This is a genomic window from Magnetospirillum sulfuroxidans, from assembly GCF_018224925.1.
Taxonomy (GTDB): domain Bacteria; phylum Pseudomonadota; class Alphaproteobacteria; order Rhodospirillales; family Magnetospirillaceae; genus Magnetospirillum; species Magnetospirillum sulfuroxidans.
On sequence record NZ_JAGTUF010000011.1, the window covers coordinates 79025 to 98026 of the forward strand.

A 19002-nucleotide genomic window follows, 5' to 3' on the forward strand; every position below is an offset into this window, starting at 1 on the left:
AGTACCACCCGCCCGCCGATGGGGGCAATCCAGGGCTGGACGCCGCTTGCGGTTCACGGTAATGCAAGACCAGTCAATGGAGCCGCCCCGCATGAATGACGAATTGGTCCTGCCACCCGTGCCGCGTACCTACGGATTGGTCAACTGGCTGGGATTTCGTACCCTGCTGACCAAGGAAGTCAGGCGTTTCCTGAAAGTCTATTTCCAGACCATCTTGGCGCCGGTGGTGACCACATTGTTGTTCCTGGCGGTGTTCGCCCTGGCCTTGGGCCGGGTGGCGGCCGGAATCCACGGCGTGCCCTTCGTCGAATTCCTGGTGCCGGGCCTGATCATGATGGCCATGGTCCAGAACGCTTTCGCCAATACCTCGTCGTCGCTGATCATCGCCAAGGTTCAGGGCAACATCGTCGATATGCTGATGCCGCCGTTATCGGCGGCGGAACAGACCATCGCCATTGCCTTGGGCGGGGTCATCCGCGGCGTCGTCGTCGGCCTTGCGGTGGGGCTGACCATGACCATCTTCGTCACCGTCCATATCCACGCGCTGTTCTTCATCGTCTTTCACGCGGTGATGGGATCGCTGATGCTGTCGCTGTTGGGCATGATCGGCGGCATCTGGGCCGATAAGTTCGATCACATGGCGGCGGTGACCAATTTCATCGTCACGCCGTTGTCGTTCCTGTCGGGAACCTTTTACACCATCGACCGCCTGCCCGAAGGCTTTCACGCCTTTGCCCTGGCCAACCCCTTCTTTTACATGATCGACGGTTTCCGCTATGGCTTCATCGGCCATGCTGACGGCTCGTTGGCTGTCGGGCTGGCCGTGGTCGGGCTGGTCGATGCGTTCTTGCTGTGGCTGACCTGGCGCATGCTGGCCACCGGCTATAAGCTGAAAGCGTAAAACTAAAGGTCAAGGGGGGGGGGATAAATGCTTTCCGATGATGATGTGATCCGCTGCCCGGTGGCGTTGCGCAATCCTTTCCAGGTGGAAAGCTTGCCATTCCTTAGCCGTGTGCATCGCGCCGCCTTTCGCAAGCGTCGGCGTTTGTCCAAGCGCTTTGTCGGCAAGCCGGCCAAGCGCCTTTTCACCTTCTTGACCCGTCGTGGCGTGTCGGGCGAGGGAACATTTTCCATTGAGGTCGATGGGCGGCAACGCCAGATGCGGTTCAACGCCAGCAACACCCAATTCGGCGCCTTGTATCTGCCGCAAAGCCTGCCGGTCTACGAGCCGGAAACCTCGGCTCTGCTTGACCTCTTGGTCGGAGATAACGACGTTTTTTTCGATGTCGGCGCCAATTGGGGATGGTACAGCCTGTTGCTGGCCAGTCGCCCCGGCTTCACTGGTTCCGTTCACGCCTTTGAACCTTTTCCCACCACCTTCCTGGATTTGTCCTCGGTGGTGGAGCAGGCGGGACTGAGCCAACGCATTCACTGCCATGACGTTGCCTTGGCCGATAAAGCCGGCGAAATCAGCATGGGCTTTTCCGATGGCATCCAAAGCGGCCTCGCCCGGCTCGGTGAAAGCGGCGGCACCATCGTGCGCATGGTCCGGCTCGATGACATGTCGCTGCCATCCCCCGCCGTCATCAAGATTGATGCCGAGGATCACGAACTAGAAGTGCTGCAAGGCGCCGAAGCAACCATCGCCGCCGCTCGGCCGCTGATCGTGTTCGAGAATTGGCTCCACCGCGACAATCCCGATCTCACCTTGGCGCCCATCCGCTTTCTTGCCGAACGCGGCTATCGCTTTTTTTATCCCGGCTGGATTGCCGGCGATCGCGATTGCGTGGTGCAGGATCTGGCCCTGCCGCCGATACTGACCCTGGTGCCCATGCTGACGGCGCAGCGCTTCCAGTTGCCCAGCCAGCTCAATATCGTCGCCGTGCCGCACTGCCGGATCGACGCCTTTCGGGGGCGGTTCGCCTAACCCTCGACCGCTTCCAACAAGGCCCGCAGGCCCGCCAGGATATCCATGGGGGTCGGCGGGCAGCCGGGGATGGTCATGTCCACCGGCACCGCCGCCGCCGCCCCCCCGGCCACGGCATAAGAGCCGGCGAAGCAGCCGCCATTGATGGCGCATTCGCCCATGGCGATGACCCAACGGGGTTCCGGCGTCGCCTCGACCGTGCGGCGCAGCGCTTCCGCCATGTTCCAACTGACCGGGCCGGTGACCAGCAGCACGTCGGCGTGGCGCGGGCTGGCGACGAATTTGATGCCGAAGCGTTCCAGGTCGTAGACCGGATTATTGACGGCGTGGATTTCCAGCTCGCAACCATTGCATGAACCGGCATCGATTTCGCGAATGGCCAACGAGCGGCCCAGCTTGGCCTGGGCGGTCAGGCCCAGGCTTTCGGCCAGTTCGCGCAAGCCGCCTTCGTCGGCGGCCGGCGCCCCCTTGATGGTGTGAGGGCCTTGCAACAGGTGGCGAGCCAACATTTTGGCGATGGGCGAAATCATAGGTCGTGGCCCGAATAAGAGCAGTTGAACGATTTGTTGCACAACGGGAAGTCGGCGACGATGTTGCCTTCGATGGCCGCCTCTAAAAGCGGCCACTGGAACCAGGATGGATCGTGCGGATGCACCCGCACCACCTTGCCGGTTTCCGATACCCGCACCCACACCGCCACTTCGCCCCGGAACGATTCGACCAGCGCCACCCCTTCGCCGCTCCGCAACGGCAAGGCGGCCTGAATCGGACCATCGGGCAGGCGCAGCAAGATCTGTTCGATCAGCGACAGCGACGACCGCACCTCTTCCATGCGGATTTCGATGCGGGCGTGAACGTCGCCTTCGGCCAGAACCGGAATGATGAAATCCAAATCGTCATAGGGCGGATAGCCTGGCATGCGGCGGGCATCGACGCTGCGCGACGAGGCGCGGCCGACAACGCCCGAGACGCCGAAGCGATGAGCCAAGGTGCCGTGAACGACGCCGGTGCCGGTGGTGCGGTCCAGCAATGACGGGGTGTGATCGTACAGCGCCACCGCGCGCTTGAAGCCCCGCCGCAGGACCGGCAACAATTGGATCAGCGTCTGGCGGCCGGCTTCGTTCAGATCGACGGCGACACCGCCGGGAATGACCCGATCCATCAGCAGGCGATGACCGAAAATGGCGTGATTGGCAGCCAGCAGCTTTTCCCGCAACACCCCCATATGCGACAGCATGATGGCAAAGGCGGCATCGTTGCAGATGGCGCCGATATCGAACAGATGATTGGCGATGCGTTCCAATTCGGCGAACAGACCGCGCAGCCAATGGGCGCGGGCGGAAATTTCCAGCCCCAGCGCCGCCTCGACGGCGCGGGCGAAGGCAAGCGAATAGGCGACGGTGGCATCGCCCGACACCCGGCCGATGATGCGGGCGGCATCGTGAATGGGCTTGCCCGCCGCCAAACCTTCGATGCCCTTGTGGACATAGCCCAGGCGTTCCTCCAGCCGCACCACCGTCTCGCCCTGGCAGTGAAAGCGGAAATGTCCGGGCTCGATCACCCCGGCATGGACCGGGCCGACCGGGATCTGGTGCAAGCCGTCGCCCTCGGCGGTCAGGAATTTATAGGGGCGGCGGCCGCCGTCATATTGACGCGGCCGGCCCAACGGATGGCTGATCCCCCAACGGCCATGATCCAGCCACGGGCGTTGATCCTCAAGGCCTTCCGGCACCAGCCCCCACAGATCGCGGATGGCCCGTTCCATGCGGATCGCCACCGGCCGCACCTGCCCCAGCGCGAAAAAGGCGCCGTCGGGACAAGGATGCGACGCGACGGCGATGGCCCCCGAATCCTCGCCGCGCAACAGCACGTGAACCTCGGCCGGCTCGGCCCATTCGGCCAGGATCTCCCAATTGGACACCGTCATCTGTTCGGCCAACCGACGCCAGCTTCGGCCATCCAGTTGATAGCGCGGCCAGGGCCGATGGCCGGCGACCTCGCGGCCCATGGACAGGAATTCCAACAAGGTGACGTTTCCCATCATGACCGCATCATCCCAACAATTTCGCCACGGTCTCGAACCAACGCACCAATGGCTCGGGCAGCCACAGGCCGGCGATCACCACCAAAATCACATGCAGCCACAACGGCCCATAGGCCAGCACCGTCCCCAGCGCCGTGACATTGCCGTGGGCTTGGCGTGGACTTGGCGGCGGCGCCCCGAAAAGCATCGCCTGCAACCGGGTGATCAAGGCGGCAAAAGCCACCAACAGGGCCAGGATCAGCGGAATGGCCAACAGCGGCTGGCGGGCGAAGGTGGAACTGACCACCAGGAACTCGCTCATGAACACCCCCATGGGCGGCAGGCCGGCAATGGCCAGCACGGCGATGGCGAAGCCCCAGCCCAGGATCGGGTGGCTGACGGTCAGGCCGCGAATATCGGCCAAACGCTTGGTGCCGGCATTTTGGGTGATGGCGCCGACGGCGAAAAAGATTCCCGACTTGGTCAGCGAGTGCATGGTCATGTGCAGCAGACCGGCGAAATTGGCCAGCGGCCCGCCCATCCCGAATGCAAAAGTGATCAGCCCCATATGCTCGATCGAGGAATAGGCGAACAGGCGCTTGATGTCGCCGCGCCGGTACAGCATGAAGCCGGACAGGAACAGGCTGGACAGACCCATCATGATCATCAAGGGGCCGGGGGCCAGGGTCTCGGGATTGGCGGCGATCAGCATCTTGAAACGCAGCAGGGCATAAAGGGCGACGTTAAGCAGCAATCCCGACAGTACGGCGGAAATCGGCGTCGGGCCTTCGGCGTGGGCGTCGGGCAGCCAGGCATGCAACGGCGCCAGACCGACCTTGGTGCCATAGCCGACCAGCAGAAAGACGAACGCCAAATTCAACAAATCGGGATGGAACTCGGCCGCCCGCGTGATCAGCAAGGTCCAGGCCATGGCGTCGGCGCCGTCGCCCATCACCGGCTGCGCCGCCAGATAGACCAAGGTGGTGCCGAACAAGGCCAAACCGATGCCGACCGAGCACAAGATGAAGTATTTCCATGCCGCCTCGATGGCTTCACGGGTGCGATACAGGCTGACCATCAGCACCGTGGTCAGGGTCGCCGCCTCGACCGCCACCCACATGACGCCGGTATTGTTGGCGGTCAACGCCAGCAACATGGTGAACAAGAAAGCCTGATACATGGAGTGATAAAAGCGCAGATGCAGGTCGGACAACCGGGCCGAAGCCGATTCGCGCGAAATATAGCCGGCCGAGAAGATGGCGGTGGTGAAGCCGACAAAGGTGGTCAGCGCCACCAGATAAATATTGAAATCGTCGATGAACAGCAGCCGCGAATCCGGAGGCCGATGCACGAACAACGACAGGCTGGTGACGAAGGTGGCCCCCGACACCGCGATGTTCAGCCATGACGCCAGCCGCCAGCTGGGCAACACCGCCAAGAAGCCGGCGGCGGCCAGCGGAATGGCCAAGATCCACAGCAGCGGGTTGCCTTGGCCGGCGGCGATGACGGCATTCAGGGTCATGACCGGTCCCCGCGATAGCTTTCCAGATAAGCGACGTCGAGCGAATCGAAGCGTTCGCGGATGCGGAAGAAAAAGATGCCGAACAGGGTCATCGCCACCAGCACGGAAAAGGCGATGGAGATTTCCACCACCAACGGCATGCCCTTGGCCGAGACGGCGGCCAGGATCAGCCCGTTTTCCAAAGCCATGAAGCCAACCACCTGGGTCACCGCATTGCGCCGGGTGATCATCATCAACATGCCCAGCAACACCACGCTCATGGCCAGGGCCAGCGATTCACGGGTCAGGGCGGAAGCCGCGGCTGTCACCGGCAGCACCAGCATGATCGACAACGCCACCAGGGCGACCCCGACGATCATGGTCCAACCGATGGACAAGGCGGTTTCCACCGTGCGGTGAATGCCCAGGCGCTCAACCAGCCAATGCAAGGCGAAGGGAACCGCCAACGCCTTGAACAACAAGGCGATGGCGGCAGTGAAATAAAGATGGGGGGCGTCTTGAATATGAGCCTGCCACGCCGCCGCCGCCGCCAGGGCCAAGGCCTGGAAGGCGAAGGTGTTGAGCACGGCGAAGACCCGGCGCTGGTACAGCAGGCCAAAACCGGCCATCAGCACGGTGGCGCCGATCAGGTGGGCGATGTCGTAATTGAATTGCTGACTCATCACACCGCCTCGGAGACGTACAAGAAGATGGTCGCCAGCAGGCCCAGCAGCAAGGCGCCGCCCAGGAAGTCGGCGTAACGGAACACCCGCATCTTGGCGATCGAGGTTTCGAACAGGGCCAGCGTCGTGGCCAGCGAGAAGGTCTTGAGCAGGAAAGCGACCATGCCGATGACCACCCCCGCCGCCCCGGCTCCGGGTTGGGCGATGCCCCACGGGGCGAACAACGTGGCGATCAGGGCGATATAAAGGGTCAGCCGGATCATGGCCGCCGCCTCGATCATCGCCAGATGGCGGCCGGAATATTCAAGCACCATGGCTTCGTGCACCATGGTCAGTTCCAGATGAGTCGCGGGATTGTCGATGGGAATACGGCCGTTCTCGGCCAGGGCGACCATCACCAGGGCGGCCAGGGCCAACCCCAGACTGACCTCGACCCCGACATTGCCGGCAAGGATAAAGGCGACGATCTGCGCCGGCGCGGTGGTGCCCGACAGCAGGGACAGCGAAAAGGTCACCATCAGCATGGCCGGCTCGGCCAAAGAGGCGATCAGCATCTCGCGGCTAGCGCCCAAGCCGCCGAAACTGGTGCCCACATCCATGCCGGCCAGCGCCGTCCAGAACCGCCCCACCGCCAGCAAGGCGACCAGGGCAATCAGGTCGGCGGCCGGGGCCAGCACCATGTTGGTAGTGAAGGTCGGCACGATGCACGCCGCCAGCCAGACGCTGGCGAAGGTGACGTAAGGAGCGGCGCGAAAGATCCAACTGGCCGAATGGGCGACGATGGCTTCTTTTTGCAGCAGCCGGTACAGATCACGATAGGGCTGAATCGGCGCCGGACCACGACGGCCGTTCAACCGCGCCTTGGCCCAGCGGACGTAACCGGTGACCAGTGGCGCCAGCGCCACCACCAAGACGATCTGCACCAATTGCCACAGCATCGCGTTCATAGCTGTTGCCTCACCGCCACCACCAACAGCATGAACACCAAGGTCAGGAACATCATCAGCAGATAGCCGCGCACTGTCAGATATTGCAGTCGGTTGACGTGATCGGCGATCCAGTCGATCCCCCGGACCAGCGGCAGGTACAGCCCGGACCAGACCGGGTCGATCATGCTGACCTTATGGGTGGCCGGCGCCATGTCGCCCGGTTCCGGCATCACCACTTTTTCCCGTGCCTGGAAGATGGTGTGACCAAAAGCGCGCCGCAGCGGCTGGGCAAAGGACTGACTGGTGTACTGGGTCTGGGGGATGTCTTCCGGGTGGCCGCAATCCCACGGATCGGCGCGGCGCAAGGCCTGGGTGCCCAGGCGATGGACGACGAAGATGGCGATAGCGAACAAGGACAGTCCGAACATCATCAAGATGGTGCCGGAATAAGCGCCGCGCGTGGCGGAGACCGGCGACAGCCAGGGCCAGCCCAGATCGGCGGAAACGGCGAACCCCACCCCGGTCAGCGGCCGCACCACATGGGACAATGCATCGGTGACGGTGACCGGGATCACTCCCAGAACCACGCACAACACGGCCAGCCCGGCCATCGACCAGCGCATGCCGAAACTGACATCCTCGGCCTCGGCCGCATCGGCCGAGCGCGGACGGCCCAAAAAGGTGATGCCATAGGCGCGAACGAAGCAGGTGGCGGCCAGGGCGGCGGCCAGGGCCAAAAAGGCGGCGACCACCGGCACGCCGAACTTCATCGCCCAATGGGGCATGCCCGGCCCCTTGAACAGCGATTGCAGGATCAGCCATTCGGAAACAAAACCGTTCAAGGGCGGCAAGGCTGAAATCGCCGCCGCGCCAACCAGGAACGCCGTCCCGGTCCATGGCATGCGTTTGAGCAAGCCGCCCAAAACGGTGAGCGAGCGATGGCCGGTGGCCGAAATCACCGCGCCGGCCCCCAGAAACAGCAAGGTCTTGAACACCGAATGGTTGACCATGTGATACAGGCTGGCGACCAGGGCCAGGGCGGCCAGTTCGACTTGGCCGTCGCCTTTGAAAGCGATGGCCAGGCCCAGGCCGATGACGGCGATGCCGATATTTTCCACGGTGGAATAGGCCAACAGCTTTTTCAAATCGTCTTGCAGCACGGCGTACAGCACCCCCATGACGGCGGTAATGCCCCCCACCATCATCAACCCGGCCCCCCAATGCCAAGACAACTGGCCATGCAAATCCAGCAAGACGCGGATCATGCCGTACAGCGCGACCTTGGTCATGACGCCGCTCATCAGGGCCGAGACATGACTGGGCGCGGCCGGATGGGCCAGCGGCAGCCAGGCATGCAGCGGCACCAGACCGGCCTTGGAGCCGGCGCCGAGGATGGTCAACAAGGCAACCATGAAGCCGCCCATCAGGCCCAAATCCTTGATCCGCATGGCGGCGAAGGTGAAATCGCCGCCCGGACCGGCCATCAGGCCAAAGGCCGGCAGCAGGCAAAAGGTGCCAAAGGCCGCCATGATCAGATAGACGTTGCCGGCCTTGCGGTTTTCCTCGTCGGTGTGGTCCGACACCACCATCAACCACGACGACAGCGACATGAATTCCCACGACACCAGGAACACAAAGGCGTCATCGGCCATCAGCACCAAATTCATCGCCAACAAGAACAATGGAAAAAACGGGGTGACCCGGCGGCGTTGCGGCAGGTGTTGGCTGTAGCCGATGGCGAAAACCGACGCCGCGGCAGCGCCGAGATTGATCATCAGCAGGAACAGCGCCGACAGATTGTCGATGCTGAAATGGGCCTTAAGCCAGGGCAGGCCCAGCGGCAAGATCCAGGATGGCGAAGCGGAATGCCCCCCCAGATATGTCAGCCCCCCGCCAAACAAAGCCACCGAGGCGACAAAACAGCCGGCGTAAACAATGGAATGGGTGACCTCGCGCCGGCCCGCGAGCACGGCGAACAGGGCCAGCAGCGGCAGCGACAGCAAGGCGCTGGCGATCAGCATGACAAAAGGCTTCCCGGCCGCACGCGGCCCAGGCGGATCGATGCACGCAAGAAAACCTCCAACCCCGAACGGGGTGCTCCCAGACGCCGAGCTATTGCGGCTTTTGATTTATTGTTGTTAGCGGAGGAATCTTAACCAGCGGAACCGCAAAGAACAAGGGGGCGAAAGGCTTATTTCAACGCCAAAATCCACGCCACCAATTTGCGGATATTTTCTTCCGGCACCCGCTTGTTGGGCGACATCGGCACCGTGCCCCAAGCGCCGGAGCCACCTTCCCGCACCTTGAGCACCAGACGTTCCAGCGCCCCGGCATCATTGCGATAACGCTTGGCGACGTCGGCCCAGGCCGGACCGGTGACTTTCTCGTGGACGTCGTGGCAGGCGGTGCAGCGGCTTTTGTCGGCCAATTCCAGCATGGCGGCATCGTCCTCGGCCAGGGCCAGGGTCGGTATCGCGGTCGTGGCGACCAACAGCAGGGCGCAGACCAGCCGCCGCATCAGCTCACCGAGAAGGTTTTTTCCGCCTGGCGGATCTGGCCGATGCCCTGGATCATCTCTGAGGCCATGAAGTCGGCGCGCTTGACCGGGCCGCCGGAATTGGGCCGCGGGAAGGTGCGGGCGAACGAGTTCATCTTGACCGTCAGGCCGCACAGAACCGCGCCGATGGTGATGTGATAGCGCTCGATCAGGGTTTTGACCTGACGGAATTCCTCTTGATTCAAATTGCCCCACATTTCGCGGGTGCGCTTTTCGAACACTTCCAGCCGGCCGGTGATGGAAGCCGACATGTTGTTGATGGTGTCCTCGATGCTGTCGCAGGTCTTCATCAGCCCCTGATCCTGGCGGAGCTGGAAATGGCTGCGGATCGGCTTCATCGCATCGACGCAGGCCGAGAAATAAGGCTCGAGCCGATCGAGGCAATGGCGGAAATAGGACAGCGACAAGAAGGTGTCGCCGTAATCCTCCAAGAAGCGCGGCACGTCCCAGATATCAATGTTCAGGCTGTTGGCCATCTGCTCCAGCCGCTGCCGGGCCTTTTTCACGTCGGGATCACGGAACAGATGCAGCAGATCATCATAGGATTCAACGTTCACCGCCTCTTCCGCATAGATCAGCTTCATCAGCGGCCGGGTGAACATGATCATGTACTTGGTCAGTTCGTTGGCCTTGTCCGGCGACAGCTTCAAGGCCGAATAATCGTTGACCGGAATGCCATGTTCCCGCAGGGAAATGCGCAACGAATAGACATCGTAGCTGGGCAACAACGCCAGCCGGCGCAAAATGGCGTGGTCGGGGTGCAATTCGTCCGGCGACCAGTTGAACATGCGCGGCAGACTTTCGATGTCCACCTGGCCCGAACCGGTTTGTTCATCGGAAAAAATCTCGATGACGCTTTGCAGGCGCACGTTCTTGATCAGCTTGGCGCTTTGCAAGGCCGGCGTTTCCAGGGGGATGATCGACAACGGCAGCACGAACATGGAATCCATGTCGCTGTCGGCAATGGCTTTAAGTTCTTCTTCCATGGGTCCCCAAAGCGCCCCGATGATAGGAATGCTATATTGACGCGAAACGCGTCGCCGCGAAACCGCGAAAAACAAAGCACTGGCATGAAGTGGCGTTAACGATGCCGATATTATATGAGGAAAAATTGAACTATGCGTTTATACTCCCCCCCAACCAGGATGGCACCTTGAAGTGCCGCCGAAGCAAAAATATATCCGGGAGGATGTTCTCGTGCAGACGATGCAGCTAATGCGCCGCCTCGCCCGTGCGGCGGTCTTGGCCGTGGCGGTGGGCACCCTGGGTCAGGGGACGGCCGGGGCCCAGGAATTGCGGTTCTTTCAATTGGGCACCGGCCCGACCGGTGAAACCCGTTTTCCCGTCGGCGGCCTGATCGCCAACGCCATTTCCAACCCGCCGGGATCGCGGGAATGCGAAAAGGGGGGCTCGTGCGGGGTGCCTGGGCTGGTGGCGGTGGCCAAATCCACCAATGGCTCCATCGCCAATGTCGAAGCCATCGGACAAAAGCGCCTGGACGCGGCCTTGGTTCATGCCGACATCGCCTATTGGGCCTATCACGGCACCGGCATCTACAAGGGCAAGGGCGCGGTTTCCAATCTGCGCGGCATCGCCATGCTGTACCCGGAAACCCTGCATCTGGTGGTGCGCAAGGATGCGCGCATCGCCTCGGTCAAGGATCTCAAGGGTAAGCGGGTGTCGTTTGGCGACAAGGATTCCAGTTCGGCCATCCATGGCCGCTTGCTGCTCGAAGCCTTTCGCCTGAACGAAAAACAGATCAAGCAATCCTTTCTCAAGCCCGGCCCCTCGGCCGATGCCCTGGCCGACGGCAAGCTCGATGCCTTTTTGATGCTTGACGCCTTTCCGGTCCCGGTCATCGCCGATCTGGCCCGCAAGACCGAGATCGCGGTCGTGCCGCTGGACGGCGGCGAAATTGAAAAGATGTTGCAGCAATATCCGTTCCTGCTGCGCTCTGAGATCACCGCCGGAACCTATCAGGGGGTGCCCGAGGCGGTGAAGACGCTGGGCGTCGGCGTCGCCCTGGTCACCGGGGCGGAACAAGATGAAAAGCTGATCTATGGGGTGACGCGGGCGCTGTGGCATCCATCGACGCAAAAGCTGTTTACCCAAAACAGCCCCAGCGGCGCTCAGATTCACCTGGATGCCGAAGCCATCGAAAAGATGGGCATTCAGGTGCATGGCGGCGCCTCGGCCTTTTACTTCGACGCCGGCTTGGTCCGCTAAGGAAGTCGGGCTTGGGGTTTTTTGTGTGTCGATATATGGTTGCGCCATGAGCGACACCAGCCAGCCCACGCCCTATCGCGTTCTTGCCCGCAAGTACCGTCCGACCGATTTCGCCACCCTGATCGGTCAGGAAGCCATGGTGCGGACGCTGACCAACGCCATCGCCTCCGGCCGGCTGGCCCATGCCTTCGTCCTGACCGGCGTGCGCGGGGTGGGCAAGACCACCACCGCGCGCATCATTGCCCGGGCGCTGAACTGCATTGGCCCCGATGGCCAGGGCGGCCCGACCATTGATCCGTGCGGAATCTGCGAACATTGCCGCGCCATCGCCGAGGATCGTCACGTCGACATCCTGGAAATGGACGCCGCCAGCCGCACCGGTGTCGGCGATATCCGCGAGATCATCGAAAGCGTGCGCTATCGACCAACCTCGGCCCGCTTCAAAGTCTATATCATCGACGAAGTGCACATGTTGTCGACGGCGGCATTCAACGCCTTGCTCAAGACGCTGGAAGAGCCGCCGGAGCATGTGAAATTCATCTTCGCCACCACCGAAATCCGCAAGATTCCGGTGACCGTTCTGTCGCGCTGCCAACGCTTTGACCTGCGTCGCGTCGAAATGGATGTTCTGGCCACGCATTTTTCCGGCATCGCCGCCAAGGAAGGGGCCGAGATCGAAGAGGCGGCCCTGCGCCTGATCGCGCGCGCCGCCGATGGCTCGGTCCGGGACGGCCTGTCGCTGCTGGACCAAGCGATTTCCCATGGCGCCGGTCTGGTCAGCGAAGCCCAGGTGCGGGACATGCTGGGGCTGGCGGACCGTGCCCGCGTGTTCGATCTGTTCGAATTGGTGATGAAGGGGCAGATGGCGCCGTCGCTGGATCTGCTGGCCGAACAATATGCCTTGGGCGCTGATCCGGCGGTGGTCATTCAAGATATGCTGGAGCTGTCGCACTGGCTGACCCGCCTGAAAATCACCCCCGACGCCGCCGATTCCTCGGCGGCGTCGGAAACCGAAAAGGTTAAGGGCACGCAGATGGCCAAGGATCTGTCCATGGCCCAGCTGACCCGAACCTGGCAAATGCTGCTCAAAGGGCTGGCGGAGGTCCGCTCGGCCCCCAATCCCTTGCAAGCGGCGGAAATGTCCTTGGTCCGCTTGGCCTATGCCGCCGATCTGCCCAGCCCAGCCGAATTGATCGAGCAGTTGCGCAACAATCCGCCATCGCCCCATGGCCCCAATGGCGGCCCCAATGGCGGCGGTGGCAGTGGCGGCATGACGGCGGGCGGCGGCGTTAGCGCCATAGCCTCCCAGGCTGTCGGCCCCGGCTCTTCCGGCGGCCCCAGCGCCGCCTTGAAGATGGATCTGGCCGTGGCGGTCCAGCCGGTGCATTTGCCGGCGATGCCGGTCAGCTTCGCCGAAGTGGCGGCGTTGTTTTCGGAAAAACGCGAAGGGGTGCTGGCGGTGCAATTGCGCACCCAGGTCTGCCCGGTCAAATTCGAGGCGGGACGCATCGAACTGCGCCCCCACAAGAATGCCCCCAGCGATTTGGCCCCCAAGGTGGCCCGGTTCTTGTCGGAATGGACCGGCCGGCGCTGGACCGTCACCATCAATCTGACCGATCCGGCCGAACCGACGCTTTCGGAACAAGAGGCCATCGCCGAACACAAGCGACGCGAGGATGCCGCCAACCATCCGCTGGTGCGCGCCGTGCTTGAAGCCTTTCCCAATTCCGCCATTGAGGTGGTCCGCGATCTGGCTGAACCCGAGCCGGAAGACAGCGATCTGGCTTTCGACCCCGAATTGACCGCAGGAGACGAGGAATTATGAAAAATCTTGGCAACCTGATGAAGCAGGCCCAGCAGATGCAGACCAAGATGGCCGAGATGCAGGCCAAAATGGCGGAAATGGAAGTGTCGGGCGCCGCTGGCGGCGGCATGCTCCAGGTGGTTTTGAACGGCAAGTTCGAACTGAAGAAGATCAAGATCGACAAGTCGTTGGTCGATCCCGAGGACGTGGAAGTGCTGGAAGACCTGATCATCGCCGCCTTCAACGACGCCAAGGTCAAGGCCGAGGTGGCCATGCAGGACGAAATGGCCAAGGTCACCGGCGGCCTGAATTTGCCCGCCGGCATGAAGCTGCCGTTCTGATCGCGGAACGATCTTGATGGTCGGCCCCGAGATCGAGCGCTTGATGCAACTGCTGTCGCGGTTGCCCGGCTTGGGGCCGCGTTCCGCCCGCCGGGTCGCTCTCCATCTGGTGGAAAAGCGCGAGACCTTGCTGTTGCCTTTGGCCACCGCTTTGGCTGCTGTCGGCGAGACGGTCAAGACCTGCGCGGTTTGCGGCAATTTCGACAGCATCGACCCTTGTTCCATTTGTGCCGATTCCCGTCGCGATCCCAGCATCCTGTGTGTGGTCGAAGGGGTCGGCAGCTTATGGGCGATGGAACGGACCGGGGTGTTTTCCGGGCGCTATCATGTCCTGGGCGGCTTGCTGTCAGCCTTGGACGGCATCGGCCCCGATGATTTGGGGCTGCCGCGGCTGAAGGCAAGATTGGCCGATGGCGCCGTGCGCGAGGTGGTTTTGGCCACTCCGGCGACAGTGGAAGGCCAGACCACCGCCCATTACATCGCCGAATTCCTGGCCACTTCCGGCATCATCGTTTCCGCTCTCGCCCATGGCGTGCCGGTGGGCGGCGAACTGGATTACCTGGATGACGGCACCATCAGCGCAGCCTTGCGGGCGCGGCGCAGTTACTGAACCAAGACGGGGGAAGGATCCATGTGGAAGCGTCGTGTCGCGGCAGCCCTGGCCATTGCCGTGCTGCTGGTGGCCGTGGATTTGGGCTTGGGCCAAGTGGGCAAGGCTTTCGTCCCCGATTGGGAAGTGCGGGCCCATAAGCTGAAATTCCGCACCGAGGATCCGGTGTTCCACCACGGCTTTGCCCCCCTGGTCAGTCAATATGATCGCTGGGGGGCGGAAAAATATCCGCTTTTCACCAATTCCCTGGGATTCCGGGACGCTTCCCCCCGCCAGCTCGAACTGAAAGGAACCGGCAAGCGGGTTGCATTGATCGGCGATTCCTTTACCGAAGGCGTCGGCTATCCCTGGGAACAGACCTTTGCCGGAATCTTGTCAAAATCGCTGGCGACGGAAGGAACGGAGGTCCTGAATCTGGGGGTATCCTCGTATTCGCCGCTTCTGTATTTCAAGAAAGTCGAGAATCTGGTGGAAACGCGCGGCCTGCGCATCGACGAATTGATCGTCTTTATCGACGTCGGCGATGTTTACAACGAGGCCGCTTGGTACAGCCTGAATGCCGCCGGCGAGGTCATCTCGAACCTGACCGGCGGCATCAACATCGCCGAACGGCGAGGCCGCTTGGGCGATTGGCTGTCGGTCAATTCCATGACCGGGAAATTAGTCTATACAATGGCCGACCTGTGGAAGTTCCAGCGTGGCAAAAAGCAGGCGGAACGGGAATCGCAATCGGTCGATGCCGGTGTGTGGAGCGATTTCGGCGCGATCATTGACGCCCGCGATTCCCGCTGGACCTGGGATCAGGATGCCTGGGCGCAATGGGGCGAAAAGGGTGTCGCCAATTCCCTTGAGCATATGGATATGTTGCTGGCCGTAACCCGGCGCAACAACATTCGTCTGACCGTGGCGGTCTATCCCTGGCCGGCGCAGATTTGGCATCATGTGGGAGGCAATCCCCCCACCACCCGGATTTTTGGCCAGTGGAGCCACGATCACGGCGTTGATTTTCTTGATCTCAATCCGTTGTTTTTCAAGCAAGACCGCGAAACCACGCTGCGGGATTTCTATATCCCCAACGATGTGCATTGGAATTCGCACGGGCATGCAGTGGTGGCCGAGGCCGTGCAGGGCTGGTATCGACAGCGGCACCCCTGACGCTGACATCAATCCGCCGTGATTGAGGGCCAGGATGATGGCTCTCTTTCTGGATCACCGCCATGCGACGCCTGCCCCTGTTGTTCACTGTGCTGCTGCTGGTCTCGGCCTGCGCCGCCCCGTCGCCGGTCATCCAGGTGGAAAGCCTGCGCTTTCACCGCCCGGACGCCACCAGCATTTTTGCTTTTGTCATCTTGCCCCAGGCGGATCAAAGCGACGAAATCTATGGCGACTATGCCGAACTGATCGCTCACTCGTTGCAATCTTTGGGCTGGCGTCGGCAGCAACAGGCCGATGGCGCCGCCGTCATCCTGCGCTTTCGCTGGGGTGTCGATGCCCCGGTGACGGAAACCGTGCTGTCGCCCAGCGTCGTGCCGCCCATGGGGCCGTGGAGCCAGCGCCGGCCAGGATTGTGGAATGATCCATTTCCCTCGTGGCAAGCCCAGCGGGTCGTTTCTTATGCAAAATGGCTGACGGTCACCATGGCCGACGCCAGCGACGCCAGCGCGCCGCCGCTGTTCGAAGGGCGGGTGGTCACGCGGCGCGGCGGGGCCGAGATTGGCCCGGTCATGCCGTATCTGGTGCGGGGGATGTTCGATGGCTTCCCCGGCGCCAATGGCGCGACCGAGGCAAAAGCCCTGCCGGTTCAGCCGTGAGAGGTTTCGTCGCCGGCCGTGGCGGCGGCGGTGACGATCATGTCACCGAATTCGCGCAAATAGACCGATCCCTTGACAGTGCGCTGCACCAGCACCGAGCGGCGATCGGTATCATCGGTCTTGCGCTTGATCAGGCCAAGTTCGGACAAGCGGTCCAGCGCCCGGGTGATGGCCGGCTTGGAGACGTTCATGGTCACCGCCAGACCGCGGACGGTATGGGGCGGCGGCGTCAGATAGACCGTCAACAACAAAGCCATCTGGCGCGCCGACAGGTCGGGACCATCGCGCCGCACGCTCTCGACGATCGCCCCTCTCCAGAGGTCGAGCGCCTGCACAGCCTTCAGTTGGAAGCCCATGTCCCTGCCTATTCGTTCCGCCGACGAAATCTTTTACCCGAGGACGCTTCCCCAGGCAACACCCGTGTGTGTAATTGTATCGCTTGCGAAAGGTTAAGGATTGGTTCCGAAACGTTGCATAATCACGGCATAGAGCGCCCGTAGGGCCATTGCCTCGCCGCCATCGGGACGGCCGGGGCGGCTGGCGGTGTTCCAGGCCATGATGTCGAAATGAGCCCAAGGGATGCCGGGACCGACGAATTCGGCCAGAAACAGGGCGGCGGTGATGGCGCCGGCATAGGGACCATCGGAAACGTTGTTGAGATCGGCGACCTTGCTGTCGAGCAAACGGCGATAGGGACGATGCAGCGGCAGACGCCAAACCGGATCGGCCCAAGCCTCTCCGGCGCGGGCGATATCGCCGGCCAAACCATCATCGTTGCAAAACAAGGCGGCGATCTCGGTTCCCAGCGCGGTGCGGGCGGCGCCGGTCAGCGTGGCCATGTCGATCAGCAAATCGGGCTTTTCCCGCGCCGCCTCGGCCAGGGCATCCGCCAGGATCAAGCGTCCCTCGGCATCGGTATTGCCGATCTCGACGCTCAGCCCCTTGCGCGTCGGCAAGACGTCGCCCGGCCGCATGGCGTCGGCCGAAACCACGTTTTCCACCGCCGGGATCAAGACCCGCAACCGCAGCGGCAGCTTGGCCGCCATGATCATCAAGGCCAGTCCAAGAACGTGGGCGGCCCCGCCCATGTCTTTTTTCATCAGCTTCATGTTGCCCGAGGATTTCAAATCCAGGCCACCGCTGTCGAAGCAAACCCCCTTGCCCACCAATGTCAGCTTGGGGGCATCAGCCTTGCCCCAGACCAAATCGACCAGACGCGGTTGGCGTTGGGCGGCGGCGGCGCGACCGACGGCATGGATGGCCGGATAATTTTCGGCGATCAAGCCGTCCCCGACGATCACCTTGACCGTAGCGCCATATTCGGCCGCCAGTATTTCGGCCGCCGTGGCCAGTTCCGCCGGCCCCAGATCGGCGGCGGGGGTGTTGATCAGGTCGCGCACCAAGGTGGTGGCCCGCCACGTATTGAGCACCCAATCGCGTGGCGCATGTTCGGGCCAGACCAGACGCGGCCAGTCGCGTTCAGGCCGGCTTTTGTAGCGGCCAAAGCTGTAGGTCGCCAAGGCCCAGGACAGCGCCGCCCAACCGGCCTGGCGTGGGGCCAAGGCGCCCGCCACGGCATAGGTGCCCGGCGCCAGCTTGGCCGGCAGGGCGGAAAAAGCCCACGGATCATCATCTTCGGCCATGCCGACGACGATGGCGGCAATCTCGCCGTTGAGCCCTGGCATGGTTACGCTCTGGCCAGGCTCGGCGGTGAAGTTGTTGGCGGCAATCCAGGCGCGTCCAGCTTGCGGCTGGCTGGCCAGCCATGTTTCCAGCCCCGATTTCTTCACCGGAATCAAACCGATGGTTCCCGCTTCCCATTCGACCAGATGTTCCAACACCGCCATGCTCCCGTATCGTCCAGCGTTAACAATGGCGAAAGCCGGCGGGCTTGGAAAGAGCCGCTTGCGGCCCGATGGCGGCATCGCCATGATCAGCGCCACGATTATTGGAGGTTTGCATGAACGACGCCGTCACCCTGATCATCGGCACCAAACGCTTTTCCTCGTGGTCGCTGCGGCCGTGGCTGGCGGCGCGCATGGCGGGATTGACGGTGAACGAAATCGAAATCCCGCTGCGTCAGCCCGACACCAAGGCGACGATCGCCCGCCATTCGCCCTCGGGCAAGGTGCCCTGTCTGATCCATGATGGACTGACGGTGTGGGATTCCCTGGCCATCTGCGAATATCTGGCCGAAACCTTCCCCCAAGCGGCGTTGTGGCCGCAAGATCGCGCCGCCCGCGCCGTTGCCCGCGCGGTTTCGGCGGAAATGCATTCCGGTTTCGTCACCTTGCGCAATGCCTGTTCCATGGATATGTGCGCGGCGACGCCAATGCGAGAAATCTCTGATGACCTCGCGGCCGAGATCAAACGCATCAACGCCGTATGGGATGAGTGCCGCTCGCGCTTTGCGGCGGACGGGCCGTTCCTGTTCGGCCGGTTCTCGGTCGCTGACGCCATGTATGCGCCGGTGGTCAGCCGCTTCACCACCTATGATCTGCCGATCAGCGACAGCGGCCGGGCGTATTGCGCCGCCATCTGGGACTTGCCGGCGATGCAGCAATGGCGGGATGCCTCGGTTTAGGCGCGG

19 protein-coding genes are annotated in these 19002 nt (G+C 62.5%); 9 read left to right on the top strand and 10 right to left on the bottom strand.

Translation table 11 applies throughout. The features are described 5' to 3' along the window. The first annotated feature begins 91 nt into the window (after positions 1–91). Complete coding sequence (locus KEC16_RS12370) at positions 92–901, top strand: ABC transporter permease (RefSeq protein ID WP_211549330.1); 810 nt, start codon at positions 92–94, stop codon at positions 899–901. Positions 902–928: 27 nt separating this feature from the next. Continuing rightward, a complete protein-coding gene (locus tag KEC16_RS12375; protein WP_211549332.1) occupies positions 929–1927 on the top strand; it encodes an FkbM family methyltransferase in 999 nt (332 codons plus the stop codon). Here KEC16_RS12375 and KEC16_RS12380 read toward each other — a convergent pair. From KEC16_RS12380 to KEC16_RS12415, 8 genes are all read right to left on the bottom strand, one after another. After that, positions 1924–2457, bottom strand: coding sequence for an NADH-quinone oxidoreductase subunit B family protein (locus tag KEC16_RS12380; protein WP_211549334.1), 534 nt, complete (start codon positions 2455–2457; stop codon positions 1924–1926). The genes KEC16_RS12375 and KEC16_RS12380 overlap by 4 nt on opposite strands. After that, complete coding sequence (locus KEC16_RS12385) at positions 2454–3971, bottom strand: hydrogenase large subunit (protein WP_249209152.1); 1518 nt, start codon at positions 3969–3971, stop codon at positions 2454–2456. Before KEC16_RS12385 ends, KEC16_RS12380 begins: the two co-directional genes overlap by 4 nt. A gap of 7 nt (positions 3972–3978) precedes the next feature. Next, a complete protein-coding gene (locus KEC16_RS12390) occupies positions 3979–5472 on the bottom strand; it encodes a hydrogenase 4 subunit F (protein WP_211549336.1) in 1494 nt (497 codons plus the stop codon). Continuing rightward, positions 5469–6134, bottom strand: coding sequence for a hydrogenase-4 component E (locus KEC16_RS12395; RefSeq protein ID WP_211549338.1), 666 nt, complete (start codon positions 6132–6134; stop codon positions 5469–5471). Before KEC16_RS12395 ends, KEC16_RS12390 begins: the two co-directional genes overlap by 4 nt. Next, entirely contained in the window at positions 6134–7081 is a 948-nt protein-coding gene (locus KEC16_RS12400) for a respiratory chain complex I subunit 1 family protein (RefSeq protein ID WP_211549340.1), read from the bottom strand. The genes KEC16_RS12395 and KEC16_RS12400 overlap by 1 nt, the downstream gene beginning before the upstream one ends. Next, positions 7078–9084, bottom strand: coding sequence for a hydrogenase 4 subunit B (gene hyfB, locus KEC16_RS12405; protein WP_211549342.1), 2007 nt, complete (start codon positions 9082–9084; stop codon positions 7078–7080). The genes KEC16_RS12400 and hyfB overlap by 4 nt, the downstream gene beginning before the upstream one ends. 170 nt (positions 9085–9254) lie before the next feature. Next, positions 9255–9581, bottom strand: a complete 327-nt coding sequence (locus KEC16_RS12410; protein ID WP_211549344.1) for a c-type cytochrome — start codon at positions 9579–9581, stop codon at positions 9255–9257. Next, positions 9581–10606: a hypothetical protein gene (locus KEC16_RS12415; RefSeq protein ID WP_211549346.1), complete on the bottom strand. Its 1026-nt coding sequence runs from the start codon at positions 10604–10606 to the stop codon at positions 9581–9583. The genes KEC16_RS12410 and KEC16_RS12415 overlap by 1 nt, the downstream gene beginning before the upstream one ends. Before the next feature lie 220 nt (positions 10607–10826). Between KEC16_RS12415 and KEC16_RS12420 the strand changes: the two genes are divergently transcribed. From KEC16_RS12420 to KEC16_RS12445, 6 genes are all read left to right on the top strand, one after another. Beyond that, positions 10827–11846, top strand: a complete 1020-nt coding sequence (locus KEC16_RS12420; RefSeq protein ID WP_211549405.1) for a TAXI family TRAP transporter solute-binding subunit — start codon at positions 10827–10829, stop codon at positions 11844–11846. A 46-nt stretch (positions 11847–11892) separates the two neighbouring features. Then, positions 11893–13671 (top strand): DNA polymerase III subunit gamma/tau, encoded by a 1779-nt coding sequence (locus tag KEC16_RS12425; protein ID WP_211549348.1) that lies wholly within the window; start codon positions 11893–11895, stop codon positions 13669–13671. Continuing rightward, a complete protein-coding gene (locus tag KEC16_RS12430) occupies positions 13668–13991 on the top strand; it encodes a YbaB/EbfC family nucleoid-associated protein (protein WP_211549350.1) in 324 nt (107 codons plus the stop codon). Before KEC16_RS12425 ends, KEC16_RS12430 begins: the two co-directional genes overlap by 4 nt. Before the next feature lie 16 nt (positions 13992–14007). After that, positions 14008–14601: a recombination mediator RecR gene (gene recR / locus KEC16_RS12435; RefSeq protein WP_211549352.1), complete on the top strand. Its 594-nt coding sequence runs from the start codon at positions 14008–14010 to the stop codon at positions 14599–14601. Positions 14602–14622: 21 nt separating this feature from the next. Next, positions 14623–15756, top strand: a complete 1134-nt coding sequence (locus KEC16_RS12440) for an SGNH/GDSL hydrolase family protein (protein WP_211549354.1) — start codon at positions 14623–14625, stop codon at positions 15754–15756. A 62-nt stretch (positions 15757–15818) separates the two neighbouring features. Then, complete coding sequence (locus KEC16_RS12445; protein ID WP_211549356.1) at positions 15819–16412, top strand: DUF4136 domain-containing protein; 594 nt, start codon at positions 15819–15821, stop codon at positions 16410–16412. Here the strand turns inward: KEC16_RS12445 and KEC16_RS12450 are convergent. Further along, complete coding sequence (locus KEC16_RS12450) at positions 16403–16768, bottom strand: MarR family transcriptional regulator (protein WP_211549358.1); 366 nt, start codon at positions 16766–16768, stop codon at positions 16403–16405. The two genes, KEC16_RS12445 and KEC16_RS12450, sit on opposite strands and share 10 nt — an antisense overlap. A gap of 93 nt (positions 16769–16861) precedes the next feature. Next, on the bottom strand, positions 16862–18259 hold the full coding sequence (locus KEC16_RS12455; protein ID WP_211549360.1) for a leucyl aminopeptidase family protein: 1398 nt from the start codon (positions 18257–18259) through the stop codon (positions 16862–16864). A 113-nt stretch (positions 18260–18372) separates the two neighbouring features. Between KEC16_RS12455 and KEC16_RS12460 the strand changes: the two genes are divergently transcribed. Further along, entirely contained in the window at positions 18373–18996 is a 624-nt protein-coding gene (locus KEC16_RS12460; protein WP_211549362.1) for a glutathione S-transferase family protein, read from the top strand. Positions 18997–19002: the final 6 nt, after the last annotated feature.